Source organism: Pseudomonas sp. TWRC1-2, assembly GCF_049896685.1.
Lineage (GTDB): Bacteria > Pseudomonadota > Gammaproteobacteria > Pseudomonadales > Pseudomonadaceae > Aquipseudomonas.
The window spans coordinates 207,824-227,931 of sequence record NZ_JAFCUU010000008.1; the positions used below are offsets into that span (position 1 = coordinate 207,824).

The window sequence follows — 20,108 nt, forward strand, 5'->3', positions numbered from 1 at the left end:
TTCGCTGTGCGACGCGTGGGCGACGCTTTGTTGTTGGAGTGATCATCTGCAATGGGCGCAGGGAGGTAAATTAGTAAGTTTGTTGCTATAGACCTTAAAAAAAGTATCTCGCCGGATTTTTTGCTCGGGTATGTTGCAGGGGCTTGAAGCCGTGCGAAAAAGCCGATTTTTGCGCACTTGTTTGGGGTGAAGTCCCACGTTTCTGGAGGTCCCGATGGCTGCCTATAACCTGCGCCAGCTCAGATATTTTGTGACCACGGCCGAGTGCGGCAGCGTCGCCGAGGCCTCGCGCAAGCTGTATATCGCGCAGCCGTCGGTCTCCACCGCGATCAAGCAGCTGGAAGACAGCTTTGGCGTGCAGTTGTTTATTCGCCATCACGCCCAGGGTGTTTCACTCACGCCCAGCGGCGCGCGGTTTTATCGCAAGGCGCTGGAGCTGCTGCGGGTCGCGCATGAGTTCGAGCAGAACGCCTTGGCCGACAATGATGTGGTGGCGGGGCAGATCGATATCGGTTGCTTTGAGACGGTGGCGCCGTTGTATTTGCCGCGTTTGATCGCGGGCTTCAAGGCGCGCTGGCCCGGGGTGGAAATCCGTATTCGTGATGGCGAGCAGCAAGAGCTGGTGCAGGCCCTGACGGCGGGCAGTATCGATGTGGCGATGCTGTTCGAGCATGACCTGGGCGGCACGATTGAAACCACGCCGCTGATGCCGCCGCAACAGCCGTATGCCTTGCTGCCGGCGGATCACCGTTTTGCGCAGCAGGCCAGGGTATCGCTGGCGGACCTGGTGCTGGAGCCCATGATCTTGCTGGATGTGCTGCCCAGCCGTACCTACTTCGTGAGCATCTTTGAAGAGCGCGGGCTGACGCCCAATATCGTGTTCAGCTCGCCGTCGATCGAGATGGTGCGGGGCATGGTGGGCAGGGGGTTCGGGTTTTCGATTCTGGTGACCAAACCCTTTACCGAATACACCTACGATGGCCAGAAGGTGGTGTGTGTGCCGTTGGCGGAGACGGTGACCGGCTCAGGGTTATCGGCAGTCTGGCTGCGTCGCGCGCCGCTGACCAAGCCGGTGCAACTGTTCGTCGACTACTGCCGCGAAGAGCTCGCGCGGTTGCTGGCTTAGCACGGCGACGTTTCTGCGCCCAGGCGCGCCTCCAGTTGCGCCAGGGTCGGCGCGCCCCGGTGCCCGCCAAACACTTCGCACTTGATCGCCGCGGCAACGCTCGCGGCGCGCACGCGCTCGACCAGCGTCCAGCCGTGCGCCAGGCCGTACGCATAGGTGCCATGCCAGACATCCCCGGCGTTGAGCGTGTCGATTGCGCGAATGTGGGGTGTCGTGAAGTGCTGCACCGCAGTGCTCGACCCTTCGCGCTGCCAGATCAGCGAGCCGCGTTCGCCCAGGGTGACGCCGATCACCTTGGCCTCGCAGCGCGACGCCAGGGCCAATAACGCCTCTTCGGGCGGGACGTTGCCAGCCAGCAACTGCAAGGCCGGCTCGGAAAACAGCACATGATCTGCCAGGGGGATCAGCGCGTTAAGGTCTTGCACGGCGGCGACGTCGGCATCCAGCAGGGTTGGCACGCCCAGCCGCCGGGCGGCGCTGAACGCTGCGTGAGCCCCTTGCAGCCAGCGCATGTCGGCCATTACCGCCGCCGCGCCCGCGATGTCCTCGAGTGGCAGCCAGGCGGCGTCGGCTTCCAGTGCGGGGTCGATGAACGGCACGACGAGCCGCTCGCCGTCATGGTCCACCAGGATGGTCGAGAACGGCGTGCGCCCGCCGGGCACCTGGCGAATCCATGCGGTGCAGACGCCGGACTGGCTCAGGTCCTCGATGAGCATTGTGCCGGTGGCGTCGTCGCCGATACGCGCCCACAGGGCAACCGGGCCACCCAGGCGCGCGATGCTGACCGCGGCGGCGGTGGCCATGCCTGACGCGGCCTGGACCGCCTGGCGGGGGAGAATCTTGGTACCGCGCGACGGGATGTGATCGACGCTGAAAATGGTGTCCCACAGCGCGCAACCCACGCAGATGACACGGTTATCCGCCATGGCGCGGTTCTCCCGGCAGTGCCACCTGCGGGGTATCGAGCGCGCGGATTCTGGCGCGAAAGTGTTCGGTGCCTGCGACGATTTTATCGAGCACGGCATCCAGGGCCCAATGGCGTTCGCGCACGTCGTAGTCGATCACCCGGCAACGTATGGACGCGAAGGTGCCGATCCGCTGGTGGTAGATTTTCGCCAGGGCCGGGTAGCCCATGCCTTCTGTGGTGGCCGCCAGCACCAGAAAGGTCGCGAGCTCTTCAGCCAGTAGCGGATGTTGTGCGCCATGCAGGCGCAGCCACCGATACAGGTCGGGGTGGAAGTTGGTAAACACGCCATTGAAGCCCGCGGCCCCGGCTTGCATGGCGTCCCAGGCGATCGCCGCATTGGCGTTGAGAATGCGCAGCGACGAGCCCTGCGCCAAGGCAACGCGCCGCTTGACCACTTGCAGGTCGCAGCTCACGTCCTTGAGCATGATGAAGCGCTGGCTGTCGATGCAGGCCTGCAGTTCCTCGTCACTGAGCAAGCGCCGGTAGGGCGCCGGGCACTCGTAGAGGCCCAGGGGCACGTCAGCGGGCAGGCGTTCGAGCAGGGTGTGCAGGTTATCGAGAAACACCTTGCTGCCCTGGCGTTGCGGGTCAAGGTGGTTGGTCACCAGCACCACTGCGTCGGCGCCACTGGCGGCTATCGCATTAAGCTCGTGCACCTGGGTGTCGAGGCAGTCGCTGATATGGCCGGACACCGCCACCGGCACTCGCCCGGCCACTCGCTCAACCACATGCCGGGCAAGTTGGGTGCGCTCGTCGAGGCTGAGCCATTGCATCTCACTGGACTGCGCCACGGCGAACAATGCGTCGCAGCCAAGGCCCAGGTACCACTCGATCAAGCGGTCGACGCCGGGGAAGTCAATGTGGCCAGTCTCGTCAAAGGGCGTGAGCATCACCGGCACGATGCCTTCGATGACAGGTTGGGCAGGGCGGGGCATAGAGGCGTCCTCTGGATGAATGTTCATGGGTGAGCCGCCACGGCGGTGACCGCGCAGGCTGGCGGGGTATCAGGGATGGGGTGGCGTACCAGGAACAGGTACGACAGGGCGCCGATCATGGCGATGGCGGCGCCGGTCAGCAGTGCGGGCACGAACGACCAGGTCTGGGCGATATAGCCGGTCATGATCGGCGCGAGTGCGCCGCCCAGGAAGCCACCGAAGTTCTGGATCGCCCCCAGTGAAGCCACGCGATTGGCCGGCGCGACGGCGGTGGCCAAAGACCAGGCGCACGCCGAGGACGCGTTGGCCAAAAAGATCACCACGCAAATGCAGGCCACGGCGATGACATTGCTCTCCACCAGCGCGGCCGGGATGGTGAAAATCACCATGCCCACCATCGCGACGACCATCGCGTTGCGGCGTCCCAGCACCGCGGTTTCGCTGCGTCGGGTGATGCGGTCGGACACCCAGCCGGCGACCAGCGCGCCGATAAACCCGCAGAGGAACGGAATGGCAGCGGCCACGCCGCTCATCTCCAGGCTCATGTGCCGGGCGCTGCGCAGGTAGCCGGGCAGCCAGGTCAGGTAGACCCAGTTCAAGTACACCGAGCCCATGAAGCCGAGCATCATGCCCCAGGTTGTCGCGTGGCAGAACAGTGCGCGCCAGTCAGCAAACGTGACCTTGGGGGTGGTGACGTGAGGTTCATCGCTGTACAGGTAGTGACGCTCCTCTTCGGTGAGCGTGTCCTTGACCGGGTCGCGATAGACCACCAGCCACACCACTGCGACCAACAGCCCGGCGGCGCCGGTGAGGTAGAACGCCCAGCGCCAGTCGAGTGCCGCGATCAGCGCCGAAAGGCACAGCGGGGCCAGTGCGATACCCAGCGGCGAGGCTGAGTTGAAGATGCCGGTGGGCGTGCCGCGTGAGCGCAGTGGAAACCAGTTGCTCACCACCCGCGCGGCAGACGGGAATTGCGGCGACTCACCGATCCCCAGCAGCACGCGGGCGAGCAAGAACCAGCCGAAGCTCGACATCAGGCCGCCAGCCGCCTGGGCCAGGGACCACAGCACCAGGCCGCCGCCCAGCAACCAGCGTGGCCCGACGCGGTCAACCAGGGCGCCGACGGGCAGTTGGCAAAGCGCATAGCTCCAGGAAAAAGCCGAGAGCAGGATGCCCATTTCGCCCAGCGACAGATCAAGGTCGGCGCGCACGAACTCATTGGCAACGGCCAGCGTGCCGCGGTCCAGGTAGTTGATGATGCCGCTGAGCACCAGCAGGCTGAGGGCGAGGGTTTGCTGGCGCCGAATGCGCGGTGGCGCAACCGGGTGTGCAGGTGTCTGACTCATGATGGATGTCTCTTTTTATTGTTTTTGACAGCGTGCGCTGACCCGGCACGTTGGCCCGGCTTCCCGGCTGACGTGGCAGCACATGGCATTATGTAATCGTTTGTCATCCTGACAAAAATCGTCCCTGGGCCCTCGAATCGTTAATGTAGAGTGCCCAATATAAACAACCGATGTTTAAAATGTTTATTTTTTGTCTAGCGCTTACATCCTAGGTTTTCAGTTTGCTGGCTGTCAACGATTCATTGACTGTGCCGAGGTGCCCGCTTAGGTTGTGCGTAACGCTTACTTTTTGACATGAAGCCACCTATGCCCGCCGCAACCACCACGCCCCGCGACACGCCTCATGCGCACAGTACCCAGGAACCGGTGCTCGCCGATGTCGCCCGGATCGCCAATGTGTCCACCGCAACCGTTTCGCGCTATTTGAATGAGCCGCAACGCGTCAGTGAGAAAACCCGCGCCAAGGTACGCGCGGCCATCGACCAACTGGACTGGGTGCCCAACGCGGCGGCGCGTTCGTTGGTTTCCAGGCGCTCGTACACCATCGGCGTGATCGTGCCGACCCTGGAGCACGAGAAATTTCACCAGCAGTTGCAGGCGTTCCAGAACCGTTTGGGCGCTCACGGGCTGGCGGTGTTTGTCGCCTGCTCGGCGTATGACCCGGGCGAAGGTTATCGTCAGGCCAGAGGCATGCTGGCGCGTGGCGTCGATGCGCTGGCACTGCTTGGGGATGATTACCCCGATGCGTTATTTGATCAGCTGGATGCCAAAGGCACGCCGTATGTGGTCACCTTTGGCAAGCGCGCCGGTGCGCGGCATCCCTGCGCCGGGTTTGACCATGGGCAGGCCTACGCAATGATTACCCGGCGCCTGCTGGCGCTGGGGCATCAGCGGTTTGGCATCATTTTCCAGTCGGTCACCGACAACGGCCGCATCCAGGCCCGGCTGCAGGCCGTGCACGCCACTCTGGCCGAGCAAGGGCTGGCCCTGCGGCCTCAGCATCAGGCCATTCGCGCCCAGAGCCTGAACGAAGGGCGCGTCGCGTTTGCCCGCGCCAGCCTCCAACACATCATGAGCCAACAACCGGCGCCCACCGCGATCATTTGCGGTAACGACATGCTTGCCATCGGCGCATTGCTGGAAGCCCAGGCGCTGGGCATTGCGGTGCCCGGTCAATTGTCCATTTGCGGTTTCGACGACATCGAGATCGCGGCCCACAGTCGGCCTGCCTTGACCACCGTTCAGGTGCCCGACCGGCAGATCGGCGAAATGGCCGCGCAGTACCTGATTGATCGTCTTGCCGGGCTTGCCTGTGAGGCGCCGCCGATGCTGGAGGTGCAACTCATTGAGCGCGAGTCGACGGGCGCGGCGCCAAGCCAGGATTGAACACACCCTTGAAGGTGAGGGGGGACTTGCTCCCCCTCACCGTTGATGTGCCGGTTTGACAGCCTGGCGGCTCAGGCGCGAATCGAATCCAGCATCCGTTGCAGCATGGCATCGCAGCCTTGCAACTGCGCCACACTGACAAACTCATCCGGCTTGTGCCCCTGGTCCATGCTCCCGGGCCCACACACCACCGTGGGAATACCCACCGCATCAAACAACCCGCCCTCAGTGCCGAACGCCACGGTGCCGAAATCCCGCGAACCGCTGAACGCTGCGATCAACTCTGCTGCCTGGCTGCGCTCATCGGTCACCAGCCCCGGATACGCCGACAACTCGGTAAACCGAATCGCACTCTGCGCACTCACCGCTTGCATACGCGGCAGCACCTGCTGTTCGGCGTAGGCCCGCAGCGCTGACGCCACGTCGCCTGGGTCCTGCGACGGCAAGGCGCGAATCTCAAAATCAAACCGACAGTCTGCCGGCACGATATTCAGCGCCTTTCCACCCGAAATCACCCCGGTCTGCACCGTGCTGAACGGCGGATCAAACCGCGGGTCCTGCTGCTCGCGCAGTCGCTGGCCTATTCGCCCCAGCTCACCGATCAACTCGGCGGCATGCTCAATCGCATTCACGCCAGACGGCGCATACGCCGAATGGCAGGCCTCGCCATGCACATCACAGCGCATCGCCAATTTGCCCTTATGGCCGAGCACTGGTTTGAGTTCGGTGGGCTCGCCGATGATGCACAGCATCGGCTTCACTGGCCGCTGCTCCAGCACCGCCAGCAAGGAGCGCACGCCCAGGCAGCCGACTTCCTCGTCATAAGACAGGGCGATATGCACCGGCAGGCGCAAGTCGGCTTCCACCAACGCCGGCACCAGCGCCAGCACACAGGCGATGTACCCCTTCATGTCCGCCGTGCCGCGACCAAACAGCTTGCCGTCGCGCTCGGTCAACTCAAACGCCGGCACGGTCCACGGCTGGCCATCCACCGGCACTACATCGGTGTGCCCCGACAGCACAATGCCCGGCAGTTGCGTCGGGCCGACACTGGCAAACAGGTTGGCCTTGCTGCGCTGCGCGTTGTAGACCAGCTCGCTGGTCACCCCGAATTCGGCCAGGTAGTCGCGCACGAACGCGATCAACTGCAAGTTCGATTCGCGGCTGGTGGTGTCAAAGCCCACCAGCGTCTGCAGCAATTGGCGGCTGGTGCTCATCGCTCGTCCCCGGCCACGCCGTAGCCGGGCGAGCGGTCGGGGGCGAGCGCGCGGTCGATGTAGTCCTGCACTTGTGGGCGGTAGGCGTCCCACAGTTTTTGCAGTTCGCCGATCGGCTGTGCATCGGCCCAGTCCACCCGCAAGTTGATGATCGGCCACGTCAGTTCGCCCACCACCACCAACGCGGCAGAGTGCACCGGGCCGGCTTCGCCACCGGCGGCGATGGCCGCGTGCATGGCGGCCAGCAGGCGGTCGGCGAGTTGGCCTTCGCCTTGCTCAAAGGCCGTGACCATCGTCTCGATCACCGCGCGGTCAGCGAGCATATTGCCCGCCGCCACGCATTGTTCGCCCGCCACCGCGTGGTGCGTGCCGAGGGTTTCGCTGCCGCTGAAATGCACGCTGCGGCCCAGGTGATCAATCGCCGTCAATTGCCGGTACTGGCTGTAGCCGTTGCGGGTCAGGGCCTGGTCGACGGCCTCGGCCGGCGCGAGGCCTTGTTCGAGCAGGTCGAGCACGTCCGGGCCCAGGGCCGGCAGCGTGATGTTCTGGGTCGAGACCGCGCCCACACCGGGCCGCAGCCACGGGCAACGCGCGCCCACGGCGATGCTCGATGAGCTGATGGCGATGCCCAGCTGGCCGGTGTCTGCGCAGCGCGCGACGATTGAAAAGGTCATGTGCGGCTCCTTATTCGGGGATGACGGCGATCACGTCAATTTCCATCAGCCACTGCGGCTGGCCCAGGGCCGACACCACCAACCCGGTGGAAATCGGGAACACGCCTTTGAGCCACTTGCCGACTTCCTGGTACACCGGCTCGCGGTAGCGCGGGTCGATCAGGTAGGTGGTGGTCTTGACGATGTGGCTCAGGTCGGAACCGGCTTCTTCAAGCAGTTGCTTGACGTTGCGCATGGCTTGCTCGGCTTGCGCGCGCGGGTCGCCGAGGCCAACCAGGTTGCCGTCAAAATCAGTGCCCACCTGGCCGCGCACGTACACCGTATTGCCGGCGCGCACGGCCTGGCACAGGTCGTTGTCCAGGCTCTGGTTGGGGTAGGTTTCCTTGGTGTTGAACATGCGGATACGCGTGTGAGTAGGCATCAAAAAACTCCAGAAAAAAGTGATCAGGCGCTGACAAATGACGGTTGAACAACCGGTGCGGGTTCACGGTACTCAAGGTATTGGCGCTGGATGGCAATGTGGTCGGCCACGTACTTGGCGTCATGCCAAACGCCCCAGATAAACGACGAGCCACGGCGCGATTGCCAAGGCAAACCGAGGAAGTAGATCCCCGATTCGGGGGCCACGCCGCGCTGGTGCTGCGGCTTGCCGGCGGCGTCAAAGGCATCGACCTTCAGCCAGCTGTAATCCACGGCAAAGCCGGTGGCCCAGATGATCGACGTGATACCGGCCTCTGCCAGGTCCAGTTCCAGGATCGGCTGTTTGATGCATTCGGCGTCGGGGAACACGCGGCGTGCTTCGGGTTCCACCGGCAGGTCGAGGCCATTGCGCTCGATGTAGGCATCCGCGGCATCCAGCAGGGCCAGGTAGTTCTCATCGCCGCGTGCCAGGTTTTCCACCAGGTTCGCCTGGAAGGTGGCGGTACTGCCGTTGAAGGATTGGGTCAGGCCGACGAGGGTCATACCTTGCTGGGCCAGCTCGCGAAAATCGATGGTTTTGCCGCCGTGGGCGCCGCTCACTGCAATGGTCACGTGCTCGCGGCCAGGCTTCATCGCGGCTTGATCCCATTCGCCCAACACGCCCAGCCACCAGCAGAAATCGCGGTTGCGGTAGGCACGCGGCGGGCGGTCGTGAGCGCCGACCGACAGGTACACCTGGCGGCCGGAGCGTTGCAATTCATCGGCGATCTGCACGCCGGACGAGCCGGCACCCACGACCAGCACGGCACCGGCGGGCAGTTGCGCAGGGTTGCGATAGTCGGCGGAATGAATCTGGTGCAGCCCGGTGTCTTTGGGCGCAATCGCTGGAATCACCGGTTTCTGGAACGGTCCGGTGGCGGCGACGACGCGGTTGGCTTCGATCACGCCTTCGCTGGTGTGCACGGTAAAGCCCGGGCGGCCGACATTGCGCACCACAGCGCTCACCTCCACGCCGGTGCGGATCGGCGCGTTGAATTTGCGCGCATAGGCTTCAAAGTAATCGGCCACGCGCTCTTTAGGCGCGAAGCCATCGGCGGCGACGTCATCAAATTCAAGGCCTGGAAAACGGTCATGCCAGGCCGGCCCATTGGCCACCAGCGAATCCCACCGCCCGGTGCGCCAGCGCTCGGCAATACGGCTGCGCTCCAGCACCAGGTGCGGCACACCGTGCTTGCTCAGGTGCTCGCTCATGGCCACGCCAGCTTGACCGGCTCCCACGACCAGGGTGTCTGTTTTTGTTATTGCTTGCGTCATGTGTCTGTCCTTGCGTAATGCAGTTGGATTCAGCTTGGGCATGGCGTCAAGGCTAGGGGGAGGGCAATTTTTAATAAAATATTATTAAGCTGGGAACAGAGCATAAATATCGGATGCAGAGCGGTGTGCGTAACGCCACAGATCAAATGTGGGAGCGGGCTTGCCCGCGATTGCAATCTGCCGGGTGATAGCGTCATATCTGAACCAACGCCATCGCGGGCAAGCCCGCTCCCACAAGGTTTATGCCATGCCCGCGCTTCGCGTAATGACCCCTGCCGACTACGACGCCGTCCTCGCCCTGATGCAAAACACCCCTGGCATTTCCCTGCGCGATGCCGACTCCCGCGAGGCTACCGAACGCTACCTGGCGCGCAACCCTGAGATGAGTTTTGTCGCTGAAGCTGACGGCCGGGTGATCGCCTGCGTGATGTGCGGCCATGACGGTCGCCGTGGCTACCTGCAACACCTGCTGGTGCTGCCGGATTATCGCCGCCAAGGCATCGCCCAGGCACTGGTCGAGCGTTGCCTCGGTGCGCTGGAGCAACTGGGCATCGGCAAATGCCACCTCGACGTGTTCAAGACCAACACCCATGCCGCCGCGTATTGGCAAGGGCAGGGCTGGGCGCTGCGAACGGACATCGACCGTTACTCCTTCACGCGCCCCGGCAACGAAAACGCCTAGAGTTCTGCTGAGTACTTAACGGCCGCCGCCGCGCGCGAGGGCACCTTCAAGCTACGCAGCAGCGACGACACGTGAATGCGCACTGTGAACGGCGAGATCGCCAGGGCTTTGGCGATTTCCTTGTTGGTCTTGCCTTGGGCGATCAGGCGCAGCACTTCTTGCTGGCGCGCGGTGAGGGTGGGGGTGCCCAAGGGCAGCAGGCCGGAGGGCGCGAACTTGACCAGCACTTCGCCGTCGCGAATCGCCAGGAGGGCCTGGCCGATTTCGTCCGGGGTGATGTTCTTGCCGATAAACCCGTCGGCACCCAGCGCCATCACCTGCTCGATCAGCGCCGGGTCATCCACCATCGACACCACGATCAAGGTGGTGCGCCGCAAGTGCTGGCGCAGCTCGGCCAGTTGGCTCATGCAGGTCAGGCCGGGGAAGCGCAGGTCGAGGATCAGTGTGTCGATATCGCTGCCGTCGCTGGTCAAGGCGTGCACCGCGTCCAGGTCGCCGGCCTCTTGCACCACGGCCTCGGGCAGCAGGCGCTGCACGGTACGCAGCATGCCTTCGCGAAACATCGGGTGGTCGTCGGCTATGATGATTCGGCCAGTCATGGTGTGCGCCTTCCTTGGGCAAGAGAGTGCTGTGACATGCTACTTTAGCACCGCGCCACAGGGACGCTGCTGGCGCGTACCGGACAGATCGATTGCCGCACAAGGACGTCATCCATGAGTCATGAGACCAACTCCGAACTCGATCAGGCCAACCTGCGCATCGTGGTGGCCGCCATCGCGATTGTCTACATCGGCGCGCTGGGGTTCTTTCCCGGTCAGTCGGTGGACACCTACGTGCCGGTGATCCTGTACATCGTGGCGTTCCTGCTGGCCTCCATCGCGCTGCGCCAGGTCATCGCGCGCTGGCCCGGGCATTACCCGACGCGGCGGGTGCTGGGCATGATCCACGACTACACCGGCACCTCGTTCGGGCTGGTGGTGGGCGGTGAAGCGGCATTGCCGCTGTATGCCGTGATGGTGTGGGTCAACCTGGGCAACGGCATGCGCTACGGCTCGCGCTACCTGGCGATTGCCACGGGGCTGGCGTTGCTCGCGCTGTTGATCGTGTACCGGCTGACGCCCCTGTGGCAGGCGCAACCGTTCATGGTGCTGATGCTGATGATCACCAGCACGGTGATCCCGGTGTACGCGCATATTTTGCTCGAACGCACGCGCAAGGCTTCTGAAGAAGCCATCGCGGCCAACCTGGAAAAATCGCGGTTCCTGGCCCAGGCCAGTCACGACCTGCGCCAGCCGATCCACTCCATCGGTTTGTTCACGGCGTGTTTGCGTGAAGCAAAGCTTGGGCATGACGAACAGCGGTTGGTGGACAATATCGACCGCTCGCTGCTCAACGTGTCGCAGCTGTTCCGTTCGATTCTCGACCTCTACACCCTCGACAACGGCAGGCTGTTGCCCAAATACCAAGTGATTCACCTGGGCGAATTCCTCGCCGACCTGGTGCACCAGCACGCCGAGGCGGCGCACTGGGCCGGCGTGGAACTGCGCCTGCGGCCGTGTGCGTATTGGGTGCAGGTCGACCCCGCGATGTTGGCGACGATGGTGCAAAACCTGCTCTCCAATTGCTTCAAATATGGCGCGCAGCGGCCGGTACTGATTGGCGCGCGCGTTCGCGACGGCGGCGTGTCGGTGCAGGTGCATGACCAGGGGCGGGGCATTGCCGAGGAACATCAGGCGAAGGTCTTCGAAGAGTTTTATCGGGTGCGCCAACTGCGTGACAAGGATGTCGAAGGCGTGGGCCTTGGGCTGTCCATCGTCAAGCGGTTGGGGCAGTTGATGGGCGTGCACGTGAGCCTGCGTTCGCGGCTGGGCCATGGCACCTCCGTGAGCCTGTACGGCCTGGCACTGGCGACGGCGCCGCGCCAACCGGCTGCGCGAGACGACCCGCGCCAGGCCGGCTTGCTGACGGGTCTGAAAGTCTGCCTGGTGGAAGATGACCACAACGTGCTGTTGGCCACCCAGGCCTTGCTGGAGCGCTGGGGCTGCGAGGTGCAGGCCGAATCCAGCGGGCAGGGCCTGGTCAGCGACTGCGACATCATCGTCGCCGACTATGACCTGGGCAACCACGCCACCGGCATCGAGTGCATCGATGCCCTGCGCCAGCAACGCGGCTGGGCGGTGCCGGCGCTGATTTTGACCGGGCACGACGTGGAAAAAATCCACGCTGCCCTGCACGACCGCAAGATCGCGATTCTGTCCAAACCGGTGCGGCCTGCAGAGCTACGCGGCACGCTGCGTGACCTCAGCCAGCCAAGCGTCACTGCATGAACGGTGCGGCCTGACCGCCTTTGGCGCCTTTGGGCATGCACCAGGCGCTGGGTTTCATCAGGCCAAAGCTGGCCACCGTGAACAAGCCGCCGCTGGCACCGCTGGGCACGGTGCAGTTGTAATCACCGGACGCGGTACTGGCGATGTAGTAGGTGGTCATGGAGTCATTGCGCACGTTGGAGATACGCTTGACCGGCTCACCGAGGTTGGTTTCCGACAGCGTCTTGAGATGGTCTTCATTGGGCTTGACGTTGCTGCAACCGGCTATGCCGATGATCAGGGCGCCAAGCAGGGTGAGACGTGTAACGGGGGCGTGTAGGTTCATGAGGCTTCTTCCTTGGGATTGTCAGGGTTTTTCCAGCGCGCAAGGCCCCCTCGCGCAACAGGCGTGCGGTGCCGGGGGGAGCGGTGGAAGTGCCGTGGAATATAGCTCTGACGGGCAAAAGGGTCGATTAGCACAAGTGTGCTAATGGCACGATGAGGTCATGGACGGAGAGAAGCATGCTGCAGATTAAACGCGCCACCCAAGCGGACGCCCAGGCGGCGTTCGACATTCGCCTGTTGGCCATCCGCAGCCAATGCATCGGCGCCTACAGCCGCGAACAGATGCTGCTGTGGACCCGCGGCCGCGCCGAAGACGGCTACAGCGCGCTGATGGACAAACCGTTTTACCTGGGCTGGGTGAATGGCGAGCCCGTGGTCACCGGGATGCTCGACCCGGATAACCACGAAGTGGGCGCGCTGTTTGTGCTCCCTGAATTCGCCGGACGCGGGTATGGCAAGGCGATGCTTGATCACTTGGAAAACGTAGCGCGGGAACTGGCCATTGAGCACGTGGTGCTGGATTCGACGCTCAACGCGGCGAGCTTCTACAGGGCGTGCGGTTATGTGGGCGACAAACAAGCGGTGTATCACTCGCCGTCGGGGCTGACCCTGGCGTGTATACCGATGACCAAGCGACTGATTGCTGAAGACGCGACTAGCTCCTGCTAACACAGGCGATCCCTGTGGGAGCTGTCGAGCTCCGGCGAGGCCGCGAAAGCGGTGGTTCAGGCAACAATTATTTCGGCAGTGCCGCCGCCTTCGCAGCCTCGCTAAAGCTCGACAGCTCCCACAGGGGATCGCGGGCGGGGTCGGAGAGGGCGTGCGCGGCCGATCAACCGAAGTCTCGGCGGCGTCCGGGCATAGACGCGATCCCTGTGGGAGCTGTCGAGCCCCGGCGAGGCTGCGAAAGCGGTGGGTCAGACAACAATTGTTTCGGCAGTGCCGCCGCCTTCGCAGCCTCGCTAAAGCTCGACAGCTCCCACAGGGGAACGGGGGCGGGCTTGAAGGGGCGTGCGCGGCCGATCAACTGAGGCCTCGGTGGAGTCTGAGCTATGGCCGCGATCCCTGTGGGAGCTGTCGAGCCCCGGCGAGGCTGCGAAAGCGGTGGGTCAGGCGACAACTATTTCGGGCAGTGCCGCCGCCTTCGCAGCCTCGCTAAAGCTCGACAGCTCCCACAGGGGAACGGGGGCGGGCTTGAAGGGGCGTGCGCAGCCGATCAACCGAAGCCTCGGCGGCGTCTGGGCATGGCCGCGGTCCGTGTGGGAGCTGTCGAGCCCCGGCGAGGCTGCGAAAGCGGTGGGTCAGGCGACAGCTATTTCAGCAGTGCCGCCGCCTTCGCAGCCTCGCTAAAGCTCGACAGCTCCCACAGGGGATTGGGGTCAGGCTTGGAAGGCCGTGCGCAGTCGCTCGATAACCTGCTTAACCGAGTCCCCCTGAACCGCCGGCGGCGTTGGGCTTTCGCCAAACTCGCGCCACACAAACAGCGTCAACTCGGCGCCGTCGGTCAGGCTTTGCGCTGGCGCCTGCGCGCCAAAACCTTGCAGCACGCGGTAGCGCGGGTCCTGCCAAAACGCCTGCTCGACCCAGTCGTACACCGGGATGAAGTGAAAGTGCAGCGGGAAGCCGGGCATGTGCCCATAGCGGCTGATGTACAGCCATTTCGGCTGCAGCTGCGCCTCGATCACCCGTTGGGTTTTAGCCAGCAAGCCCCCCAGCTCAGTCAGCGCGGCTTCCGGCATGTCGGCGAGCGAGTCGATTGGCGCTTTGGCACCCAGCATCAGGTAGCCCGGCAGCGTTGACGCCAGGTGATGGTTGAGCCGCCAGTGCTCGGTGTCGTGAAGGATGAAAGCGGGGTCGATCGGCATAAGCACGCGTCCATGAGAGCCGGGCGGGCAGGATAACAAGTGCGAGCCCCTGTATCCCACAAAAGCCGGCGATCTGTGTCTATCGCTGCGCGTGGCGGGCGGATAGGGTCGAGCCACGTTAACTGACGACCGAGCCCACCATGCAACTGACCGCTGTCCCGTTTACCACCACCGACTGGTCCACCCTTGAACCCGAACCGCACCCAGGCGTGACCGGCAGTGCCCTGTGGCGCACGTGCCACTTCGGCACCACCCGCGTGCGCATGGTCGAATACACGCCCGGTTACCTGGCCGATCACTGGTGCTGGCGCGGGCATGTGTTGCTGTGTCTGGAAGGGGAGTTGCACACGCAATTGGAAGACGGCCGCGAGTTCATCCTGACGGCCGGGATGAGTTACCAGGTGGGCAATGACATGGAAGGGCATCGCTCATCCACCCTCACCGGCGCGAAGCTGTTTATCGTGGATTGAGCCTCACTCTTTGCGATACACCCCAGCAGACGCCCGCGCCAGGTCAATAAAGTTCTGCAGCGGCGCCGACGGGTTGAACACGCGCCGCACCAGGGTAGTCGGCGCCAGCAGCTTGGGGCTGGCGTTGCTGATCCGGCAGTACACCACGCTTTCGCGATGCAGAATCAGGCTATCGGGTCTGTTTGCAGATATAGAGAAAGTGTTGAGGGCAGAGCTTTTGGATATGGCGTTGGCGGGGGCTGGCAGGGGCCGGTTGTGGCGAGCGGGCTTGTGTGGCAAGCCGGCTTGTTGTGGCGAGCGGGCTTGCCCCGCGTTGGGGCGCGAAGCGGCCCTGAAACCAGGCGCCGCGCTTTCACTGATGTACTGTGGTGGATTGACTGGGGCCGCTGCGCAGCCCAACGCGGGGCAAGCCCGCTCGCCACGACAAGCTCACTCTCTACAAAAATCCCGGCTCGCCACACGGTGGCTTAGTGCATCGTGCTGTGGTCCATACCGTCCAGCCCACGGACCGGCGCTTTGACTTCAATCGACTGTTTCTCGCCCTTGGCGTTCTCCACCGTCAGGGTCAGCGGCACTTGGTCGCCTTCCTTGATCTGCCCGGTCAGGCCCATCAGCATCACGTGGTAACCGTTGGGGTCGAGCTTGACCGCTTTGCCTGCCGGCAGCGCGACCGAGTCCACCGGACCCATGCGCATTACATCGTCCTTCATGCTCATCTCATGGATCTGCACGTCCTTGGCCACCGGCGTTGCCACGCTGAGCAGTTTGCTGTCGGTGTCGGCGGTGACGGTCATGAACGCGCCGCTGGACGGCTGGCCCGGCACCGAGGCGCGAACCCACGCGTCGGTCACCAGCACCTGGGCACTGGCGTGCGCCGCAAGGCCCAGCAGGGACAGGCCGATCAGGGTGCGCTTGAGGTGTTGAACAGCAGTCATTAGCAGACCTCCATGACGGTGAGCAGGTCTTCTGCGCACTCTTTAGCGGTAAGGGATGCCGACAGGCCCAGGCGCAGGTTGCCGCGGGTGTCGAAGACGAAACTGGTGGCCGTGTGCGACAGGGTGTAGGTGTCGCCGGCGGGGATCTTTTCATAAAAGATCCCGAACTCCTTGGCGGCCACGGCGATTTCTTCCGGGGTGCCGTAGAGCGCTTCGAAGCTTGGGTCGAAGGCCTTGACGTACTTGTCGAGAATCGCCGGGGTGTCGCGTTCGGGGTCGAGGGTGATGAACACCACTTGCATGATCTCGCCGTCGCGGCCCATCAGCTTCTTGGCCTGGGCAGCGCGGGCCAGGGTGGTCGGGCACACGGCCGGGCACTGCGTAAAGCCGAAGAACACCACCGGCATCAGGCCACGGAACGAGCTCAGGGTGACGGTTTCGCCGTCGGTGTTCTTGAGCTTGAAGGTGCGGCCCATGATCTTGTCACTGAGGTCCTTGCCGTACTTGAAGTTCAGCTTGGGGCTGTAATCACAGCCGCCCAGCAGGCTGCCCAGGCCCAACAGGCCCATACCGGTCAGCACTTTGCGGCGGGTGAATAACGTACTCATCAACTGTGCATCCTGTGAAACGCCTGGATGACTCTGCAACGGCATGGCAGGCTTTGAAAAGGAGTAATGATGCGGGTGCACAGTCTACCAACCCAGGCCAGCCCACGTAATCTGCGACGTTCTGCCACAGGGCGCGCCGTGCTTCATCCCTTTGGGGCTTCAGTGGTAGAGTCGCCGCCATGAAATTGAGCCACCCCGACCGTTCGCTGATCGCCTGGGCCCTGTACTTTTGCGTGCTGATGAACCTGTTCGTCTGCGGTTTGGGCCATGGGCAGATGCTTGGCGAGCAACTCAACGGCATCGGTGGTGCGTTCTGCTCGGTGGACGGTAGCCAGGCGCCACTTTCCGACAAAGGGTTGGGTAACCCGGCGTCTGGCAACATCTCGAACTACTTTGCCTGCCCGGTATGCGCTGCCGTGACCGTGGCCATCGTGTTCCTCATCGGGCTGGCTTGGCTGTTGGGCCTCGGACAAACCCCGCGTCCTGCCCATGAGCGGCGCAACAAGGCGCCGCCGCGTTATTCCTGGCCCTCGGCCAACCCCCGCGCTTCCCCCGCATTCTGACGTGTGCCTTGGGCTTCCTGTGTTCAGGAGGCGTTCTATCGTCACGACTGTGAGTGTATTTCATGATCTCTGTATTGCCTGCAGGCGCCAGCCGCCTGGTCAGCAAGGCATCTCGGCGTATGCGCGCTGAACCGACACTGGCTGATTACCCGAGCAATTCGCGCTGCTTCGTGCACCTGGATGCACGGTTATTGCCGTATTGGCACACCTTGTTCGACATCTGCCCGGCCTTGCTCAAACTGGATCCACCGGAAGGGTTGAACCTGTTCCGCAGCTTCATGACCTGGGCCTATCACAACCAGCCGCCGCTGGACTGGACGTACCACCTCAACGTTTGCCGCTGGCTGCTCGCCTCGGGGTATCGATCACAGATTGATGAGGAGCCCATCGAGGCTTTCATGGCGGCCGCGGCGGCGCGCTGGATCACTACCGATCAAAGCCAGGCGCAGGGCGTGGTCGTGGGATGGCGAGGGGCGAGGATTTTCGATTGGAAGGGCAGTGCGTTGGCAAGCGTCGAACATCAGCCTTTGCCAGCCCCGTTGGACGACTTCGGCTGGTGCCCGTTGAACCGTCAGGGTGACTTCAGCGGTTGGTTGCCAGTGCCCTGAGTCCTTGGGAGGCCACGGCGGGTCCCAGGCCACGCCGTGGCCATGGGCGAAAGGCAAGCGGCGAGGCGTTTCGCCTGCCCCTTGTTAAGCGGCTAGTTGCTGCTGCTGCGCGGAGTTTTTTTCTGAGTCTTTTTTGCGGGTTGCTTGTGTGAAGTTCCGCTCGTCGAGGCCTTCTCTTTGGGCGACGTTTCAGCCTTTTTGTCACTGTCGGAGGGGCTGCTCGGATAGGTACCTGGCGGCAGCGCGGAACCTGCTGCGCTGCTGCCGCTCAGCGAGTTGGCGGCGGGGGCAATGGCATCGCCAAAGGCGGCGAAAACCGGGCTTGCCAGCAGCGCTGAGAAGCCGACGATGAGCAACATCCTGTGGGAAATACTGGTCTTCATGACTCAATCCCCTTGCTTGGGCCGAAGCCCGGGAAACCCGGGCCCCGGTGGTGCTTCAATCAAGACTTCTTGGCGCCGCCGCCGGAGCTGTGAGCTCCGCCTTTTTTGCCGGCTTCAGAAGCTTTTTCACGGTCGTTGGCAAAATTGCCGCCGGAGCCTTGGCCGCCACTTTTCTTGGCAGTATCTGGCTTGGCTTTACCGCCTGCACCTGTCGTGGTTTTTCCGCTGGTAGCCATTTCAAAATCCCTCTTCGATGAATGAATCAACGGTGTCGCCTAATTGGGAATACTCAATCGAAATCAAAGTTTGAAATAGTTCGCGGGCATGCGACGAACGGGCATCAGGCCGCGATCGGCTTGGCGCCCAGGGCTTTCTTGTGCGCGGCTTTCATCGCTTCCATTTCTGCACCAAGGGCTTCGAGCACAGTCTTGCCCAACAGCTTTTTGGCCTGCGGGAACATCTCGGATTCCTCTTCTTCGATGTGGTGCTCCAACAGTTCCTTGACCACTTTGACGCGCCCGGAAAATTCAGTGGTGGAAGGCTCGGTCTGTTTCAGGTCGGGCAGCACCAGAGAGTCGACGGTGCGGTGCTCTTCCTTGGCCTCGTGGTACATGATGTCCTGCTCTTTACCGCCGGCCTTGCGGAAGGCGGGGTAAAGGATCTCTTCCTCGAGGCGGGTATGCAGGCTGATTTCCATCTCGAGTTTGGCCAGCAATTCTGTGCGTTTCTTGACGCCACGCTCGGTGGACTCGCTCAGTTGGGCCAGCAGCGCTTTGACGCGTTCGTGGTCAGCCTTGAGAAGGTCGATTGCATTCATGGTGGAACCTCACGGATAGCATCCGGGCGTGTCGAAGTGCACGCCTCGTTCCTTTGAGGTTGCATCAGTTGTACCAACTTGGATAACTTGAATAAAACACTATTAATCAATGAGATAGGAAAATAGGCAAAGCGTCGAATTCGTGCAGCTTGCATGGTTGGTCAGGCAGTAGATTGCAATACGCCGCTTCTAGGCGCCGCTGACTTTCCAGTGCTTGATGTCTTCGGCAAACACCACCTGCTGCACCTCGTGGGCAATGCCATAGGCCAGCGATTCATGCGCGGCGATGACTTTTTCCTCAGCCGACAGGCACTTGAAAATATCCAGCTGGGTTTCGGCTTGAGTGGTCTCCAACTCATAGATTTTCACATAGCGCGCCAGGTCGTTATCCAGGCTCGACAGGTATTCACGCAGACGCTGGTGGTCCACTGAACTCTGGCTGAAATACCAGTTCATCGGGTGAATCAAAAATCGTGAGTGCGGCGTGGTGATGCGTCGGTTCGCCGCCAGGAACATGATGATGCCCATGGACTCGATGTTGCCCGCGTTGATCGCGCACAAGGGCACCGGCAACGCCTTGAGAAAGGTGTAGAGGGTAAAGCCGAAATTGGTGCTGCCACCGGTCGTCGACAGGTTCAGCAGCAGGGAACTGGCGCCTTCGCCGATAGCGTCCAGGCAACAGTCGCGAAAGCGCTCGGTGGTGCTCTGGTCGATCTGGCAGTGAAAGTGGATAACGTGCTCGGTCATCCTGAACCTCCTTAATTCAGTGCAGGCGAGGTGATTCAGTGTTGAGTCTAGAAGGTCGCGCAGGATTAGCTGCCACCGTTGGGCGTGAGCCCTTGCTGAAAATCGAATGGAACCCTCAGGCCATCTGCTTGACCTAATGCATAGACCTCAGGAGGTGAGCTATGCAATTGGAAACTATCTGGATCATTCTGGCCGTGATTCTGCTGATCTTGGAATTATGGGCGATCAACGTCGTATTACGCAGCACCGGTGGCTGGGAGACCAAAGGGCTGTGGTTGATCATTCTGATTTTCGTGCCGCTGTTCGGGCTGATTGTCTGGGCCTTGTTCGGGCCAAAACGTGAGATGGCTGAACAGCGTAAAAGCTGAGTCCATTGAAGACCGCAAACAGGCGC

Annotated in this window: 25 protein-coding genes and 1 pseudogene; 9 read left to right on the forward strand and 17 right to left on the reverse strand. The window is 62.7% G+C overall.

Annotated elements, in window-relative coordinates; translation table 11 throughout:
- Nucleotides 1–214 precede the first annotated feature (214 nt).
- Nucleotides 215–1,126 carry a LysR substrate-binding domain-containing protein gene (locus tag ACP7B3_RS22770; RefSeq protein ID WP_145165787.1) on the forward strand — a complete coding sequence of 304 codons (912 nt, stop codon included), beginning with the start codon at nucleotides 215–217 and terminating at the stop codon, nucleotides 1,124–1,126.
- On the opposite strand, the gene ACP7B3_RS22775 is transcribed toward ACP7B3_RS22770, so the two are convergent.
- Genes ACP7B3_RS22775 through ACP7B3_RS22785 form a run of 3 tightly spaced genes read right to left on the reverse strand, consistent with a single transcriptional unit; the run spans nucleotide 1,123 to nucleotide 4,374 of the window.
- A complete protein-coding gene (locus ACP7B3_RS22775; RefSeq protein WP_426180944.1) occupies nucleotides 1,123–2,052 on the reverse strand; it encodes a PfkB family carbohydrate kinase in 930 nt (309 codons plus the stop codon). The two genes, ACP7B3_RS22770 and ACP7B3_RS22775, sit on opposite strands and share 4 nt — an antisense overlap.
- Nucleotides 2,042–3,028 (reverse strand): dihydrodipicolinate synthase family protein, encoded by a 987-nt coding sequence (locus ACP7B3_RS22780; protein ID WP_426180946.1) that lies wholly within the window; start codon nucleotides 3,026–3,028, stop codon nucleotides 2,042–2,044. The genes ACP7B3_RS22775 and ACP7B3_RS22780 overlap by 11 nt, the downstream gene beginning before the upstream one ends.
- Nucleotides 3,029–3,051: 23 nt before the next feature.
- Nucleotides 3,052–4,374, reverse strand: a complete 1,323-nt coding sequence (locus ACP7B3_RS22785) for an MFS transporter (protein ID WP_426180948.1) — start codon at nucleotides 4,372–4,374, stop codon at nucleotides 3,052–3,054.
- Nucleotides 4,375–4,680: 306 nt separating this feature from the next.
- Here ACP7B3_RS22785 and ACP7B3_RS22790 point away from each other — a divergent pair, with 306 nt between their 5' ends.
- On the forward strand, nucleotides 4,681–5,760 hold the full coding sequence (locus tag ACP7B3_RS22790) for a LacI family DNA-binding transcriptional regulator (RefSeq protein WP_262209103.1): 1,080 nt from the start codon (nucleotides 4,681–4,683) through the stop codon (nucleotides 5,758–5,760).
- Between the two features lie 71 nt (nucleotides 5,761–5,831).
- Here ACP7B3_RS22790 and argE read toward each other — a convergent pair whose 3' ends face one another.
- The 4 genes from argE to ACP7B3_RS22810 are packed head-to-tail and all read right to left on the reverse strand — an operon-like array spanning nucleotide 5,832 to nucleotide 9,427.
- Entirely contained in the window at nucleotides 5,832–6,977 is a 1,146-nt protein-coding gene (gene argE, locus ACP7B3_RS22795) for an acetylornithine deacetylase (RefSeq protein ID WP_369303381.1), read from the reverse strand.
- Nucleotides 6,974–7,651, reverse strand: coding sequence for a DUF1028 domain-containing protein (locus ACP7B3_RS22800; protein WP_426180950.1), 678 nt, complete (start codon nucleotides 7,649–7,651; stop codon nucleotides 6,974–6,976). The genes argE and ACP7B3_RS22800 overlap by 4 nt, the downstream gene beginning before the upstream one ends.
- 10 nt (nucleotides 7,652–7,661) lie before the next feature.
- Nucleotides 7,662–8,072, reverse strand: coding sequence for a RidA family protein (locus ACP7B3_RS22805; RefSeq protein WP_010171793.1), 411 nt, complete (start codon nucleotides 8,070–8,072; stop codon nucleotides 7,662–7,664).
- 23 nt (nucleotides 8,073–8,095) lie between these two features.
- The gene (locus tag ACP7B3_RS22810; protein WP_426180953.1) at nucleotides 8,096–9,427 is read right to left on the reverse strand and encodes a flavin-containing monooxygenase; all 1,332 of its coding nucleotides are present in this window, start codon (nucleotides 9,425–9,427) and stop codon (nucleotides 8,096–8,098) included.
- Between the two features lie 205 nt (nucleotides 9,428–9,632).
- Here ACP7B3_RS22810 and ACP7B3_RS22815 point away from each other — a divergent pair, with 205 nt between their 5' ends.
- Nucleotides 9,633–10,067, forward strand: a complete 435-nt coding sequence (locus ACP7B3_RS22815; protein WP_426180955.1) for a GNAT family N-acetyltransferase — start codon at nucleotides 9,633–9,635, stop codon at nucleotides 10,065–10,067.
- Here the strand turns inward: ACP7B3_RS22815 and ACP7B3_RS22820 are convergent.
- The gene (locus ACP7B3_RS22820) at nucleotides 10,064–10,666 is read right to left on the reverse strand and encodes a LuxR C-terminal-related transcriptional regulator (RefSeq protein ID WP_426180957.1); all 603 of its coding nucleotides are present in this window, start codon (nucleotides 10,664–10,666) and stop codon (nucleotides 10,064–10,066) included. The two genes, ACP7B3_RS22815 and ACP7B3_RS22820, sit on opposite strands and share 4 nt — an antisense overlap.
- Nucleotides 10,667–10,780: 114 nt before the next feature.
- Here ACP7B3_RS22820 and ACP7B3_RS22825 point away from each other — a divergent pair, with 114 nt between their 5' ends.
- Nucleotides 10,781–12,394, forward strand: a complete 1,614-nt coding sequence (locus tag ACP7B3_RS22825) for an ATP-binding response regulator (protein ID WP_426180959.1) — start codon at nucleotides 10,781–10,783, stop codon at nucleotides 12,392–12,394.
- Here ACP7B3_RS22825 and ACP7B3_RS22830 read toward each other — a convergent pair.
- Nucleotides 12,384–12,719 carry a hypothetical protein gene (locus ACP7B3_RS22830; protein ID WP_262209116.1) on the reverse strand — a complete coding sequence of 112 codons (336 nt, stop codon included), beginning with the start codon at nucleotides 12,717–12,719 and terminating at the stop codon, nucleotides 12,384–12,386. The genes ACP7B3_RS22825 and ACP7B3_RS22830 overlap by 11 nt on opposite strands.
- A gap of 176 nt (nucleotides 12,720–12,895) precedes the next feature.
- On the opposite strand from ACP7B3_RS22830, the gene ACP7B3_RS22835 reads away from it, so the two are divergent.
- On the forward strand, nucleotides 12,896–13,387 hold the full coding sequence (locus ACP7B3_RS22835) for a GNAT family N-acetyltransferase (RefSeq protein ID WP_426180961.1): 492 nt from the start codon (nucleotides 12,896–12,898) through the stop codon (nucleotides 13,385–13,387).
- A gap of 710 nt (nucleotides 13,388–14,097) precedes the next feature.
- Here ACP7B3_RS22835 and ACP7B3_RS22840 read toward each other — a convergent pair.
- Nucleotides 14,098–14,583 carry an HIT family protein gene (locus ACP7B3_RS22840; protein ID WP_426180963.1) on the reverse strand — a complete coding sequence of 162 codons (486 nt, stop codon included), beginning with the start codon at nucleotides 14,581–14,583 and terminating at the stop codon, nucleotides 14,098–14,100.
- Nucleotides 14,584–14,723: 140 nt separating this feature from the next.
- On the opposite strand from ACP7B3_RS22840, the gene ACP7B3_RS22845 reads away from it, so the two are divergent.
- Nucleotides 14,724–15,053 (forward strand): DHCW motif cupin fold protein, encoded by a 330-nt coding sequence (locus tag ACP7B3_RS22845; protein WP_426180965.1) that lies wholly within the window; start codon nucleotides 14,724–14,726, stop codon nucleotides 15,051–15,053.
- A gap of 3 nt (nucleotides 15,054–15,056) precedes the next feature.
- Here ACP7B3_RS22845 and ACP7B3_RS22850 read toward each other — a convergent pair whose 3' ends face one another.
- The 3 genes from ACP7B3_RS22850 to ACP7B3_RS22860 form a co-directional block, all read right to left on the reverse strand.
- Nucleotides 15,057–15,197 carry a hypothetical protein gene (locus tag ACP7B3_RS22850; protein ID WP_426180967.1) on the reverse strand — a complete coding sequence of 47 codons (141 nt, stop codon included), beginning with the start codon at nucleotides 15,195–15,197 and terminating at the stop codon, nucleotides 15,057–15,059.
- A gap of 323 nt (nucleotides 15,198–15,520) precedes the next feature.
- Nucleotides 15,521–15,988 (reverse strand): copper chaperone PCu(A)C, encoded by a 468-nt coding sequence (locus ACP7B3_RS22855; RefSeq protein ID WP_426180969.1) that lies wholly within the window; start codon nucleotides 15,986–15,988, stop codon nucleotides 15,521–15,523.
- Nucleotides 15,988–16,596, reverse strand: coding sequence for an SCO family protein (locus ACP7B3_RS22860; RefSeq protein WP_119735385.1), 609 nt, complete (start codon nucleotides 16,594–16,596; stop codon nucleotides 15,988–15,990). The genes ACP7B3_RS22855 and ACP7B3_RS22860 overlap by 1 nt, the downstream gene beginning before the upstream one ends.
- Nucleotides 16,597–16,775: 179 nt before the next feature.
- Here ACP7B3_RS22860 and ACP7B3_RS22865 point away from each other — a divergent pair, with 179 nt between their 5' ends.
- Together ACP7B3_RS22865 and ACP7B3_RS22870 are read left to right on the forward strand one after the other, a co-directional pair.
- Nucleotides 16,776–17,159, forward strand: a complete 384-nt coding sequence (locus tag ACP7B3_RS22865; protein WP_145165771.1) for a DUF2946 domain-containing protein — start codon at nucleotides 16,776–16,778, stop codon at nucleotides 17,157–17,159.
- Nucleotides 17,160–17,221: 62 nt separating this feature from the next.
- Nucleotides 17,222–17,767, forward strand: a complete 546-nt coding sequence (locus ACP7B3_RS22870) for a putative natural product biosynthesis protein (RefSeq protein ID WP_145165770.1) — start codon at nucleotides 17,222–17,224, stop codon at nucleotides 17,765–17,767.
- Nucleotides 17,768–17,859: 92 nt separating this feature from the next.
- Here the strand turns inward: ACP7B3_RS22870 and ACP7B3_RS22875 are convergent, their stop codons facing one another.
- The 4 genes and pseudogenes from ACP7B3_RS22875 to ACP7B3_RS22890 all read right to left on the reverse strand — a co-directional run bounded on the left by ACP7B3_RS22875 (nucleotide 17,860) and on the right by ACP7B3_RS22890 (nucleotide 19,714).
- Complete coding sequence (locus ACP7B3_RS22875; RefSeq protein WP_426180972.1) at nucleotides 17,860–18,150, reverse strand: hypothetical protein; 291 nt, start codon at nucleotides 18,148–18,150, stop codon at nucleotides 17,860–17,862.
- A 59-nt stretch (nucleotides 18,151–18,209) separates the two neighbouring features.
- Nucleotides 18,210–18,320: pseudogene (locus ACP7B3_RS22880) on the reverse strand (KGG domain-containing protein); the annotation flags it as partial.
- A gap of 170 nt (nucleotides 18,321–18,490) precedes the next feature.
- Nucleotides 18,491–18,967: a hemerythrin domain-containing protein gene (locus ACP7B3_RS22885; RefSeq protein ID WP_426180974.1), complete on the reverse strand. Its 477-nt coding sequence runs from the start codon at nucleotides 18,965–18,967 to the stop codon at nucleotides 18,491–18,493.
- A 189-nt stretch (nucleotides 18,968–19,156) separates the two neighbouring features.
- Nucleotides 19,157–19,714: an ATP-dependent Clp protease proteolytic subunit gene (locus tag ACP7B3_RS22890; RefSeq protein WP_145165767.1), complete on the reverse strand. Its 558-nt coding sequence runs from the start codon at nucleotides 19,712–19,714 to the stop codon at nucleotides 19,157–19,159.
- A 161-nt stretch (nucleotides 19,715–19,875) separates the two neighbouring features.
- Between ACP7B3_RS22890 and ACP7B3_RS22895 the strand changes: the two genes are divergently transcribed.
- Nucleotides 19,876–20,082, forward strand: a complete 207-nt coding sequence (locus ACP7B3_RS22895) for a PLD nuclease N-terminal domain-containing protein (RefSeq protein ID WP_106580146.1) — start codon at nucleotides 19,876–19,878, stop codon at nucleotides 20,080–20,082.
- Nucleotides 20,083–20,108: the final 26 nt, after the last annotated feature.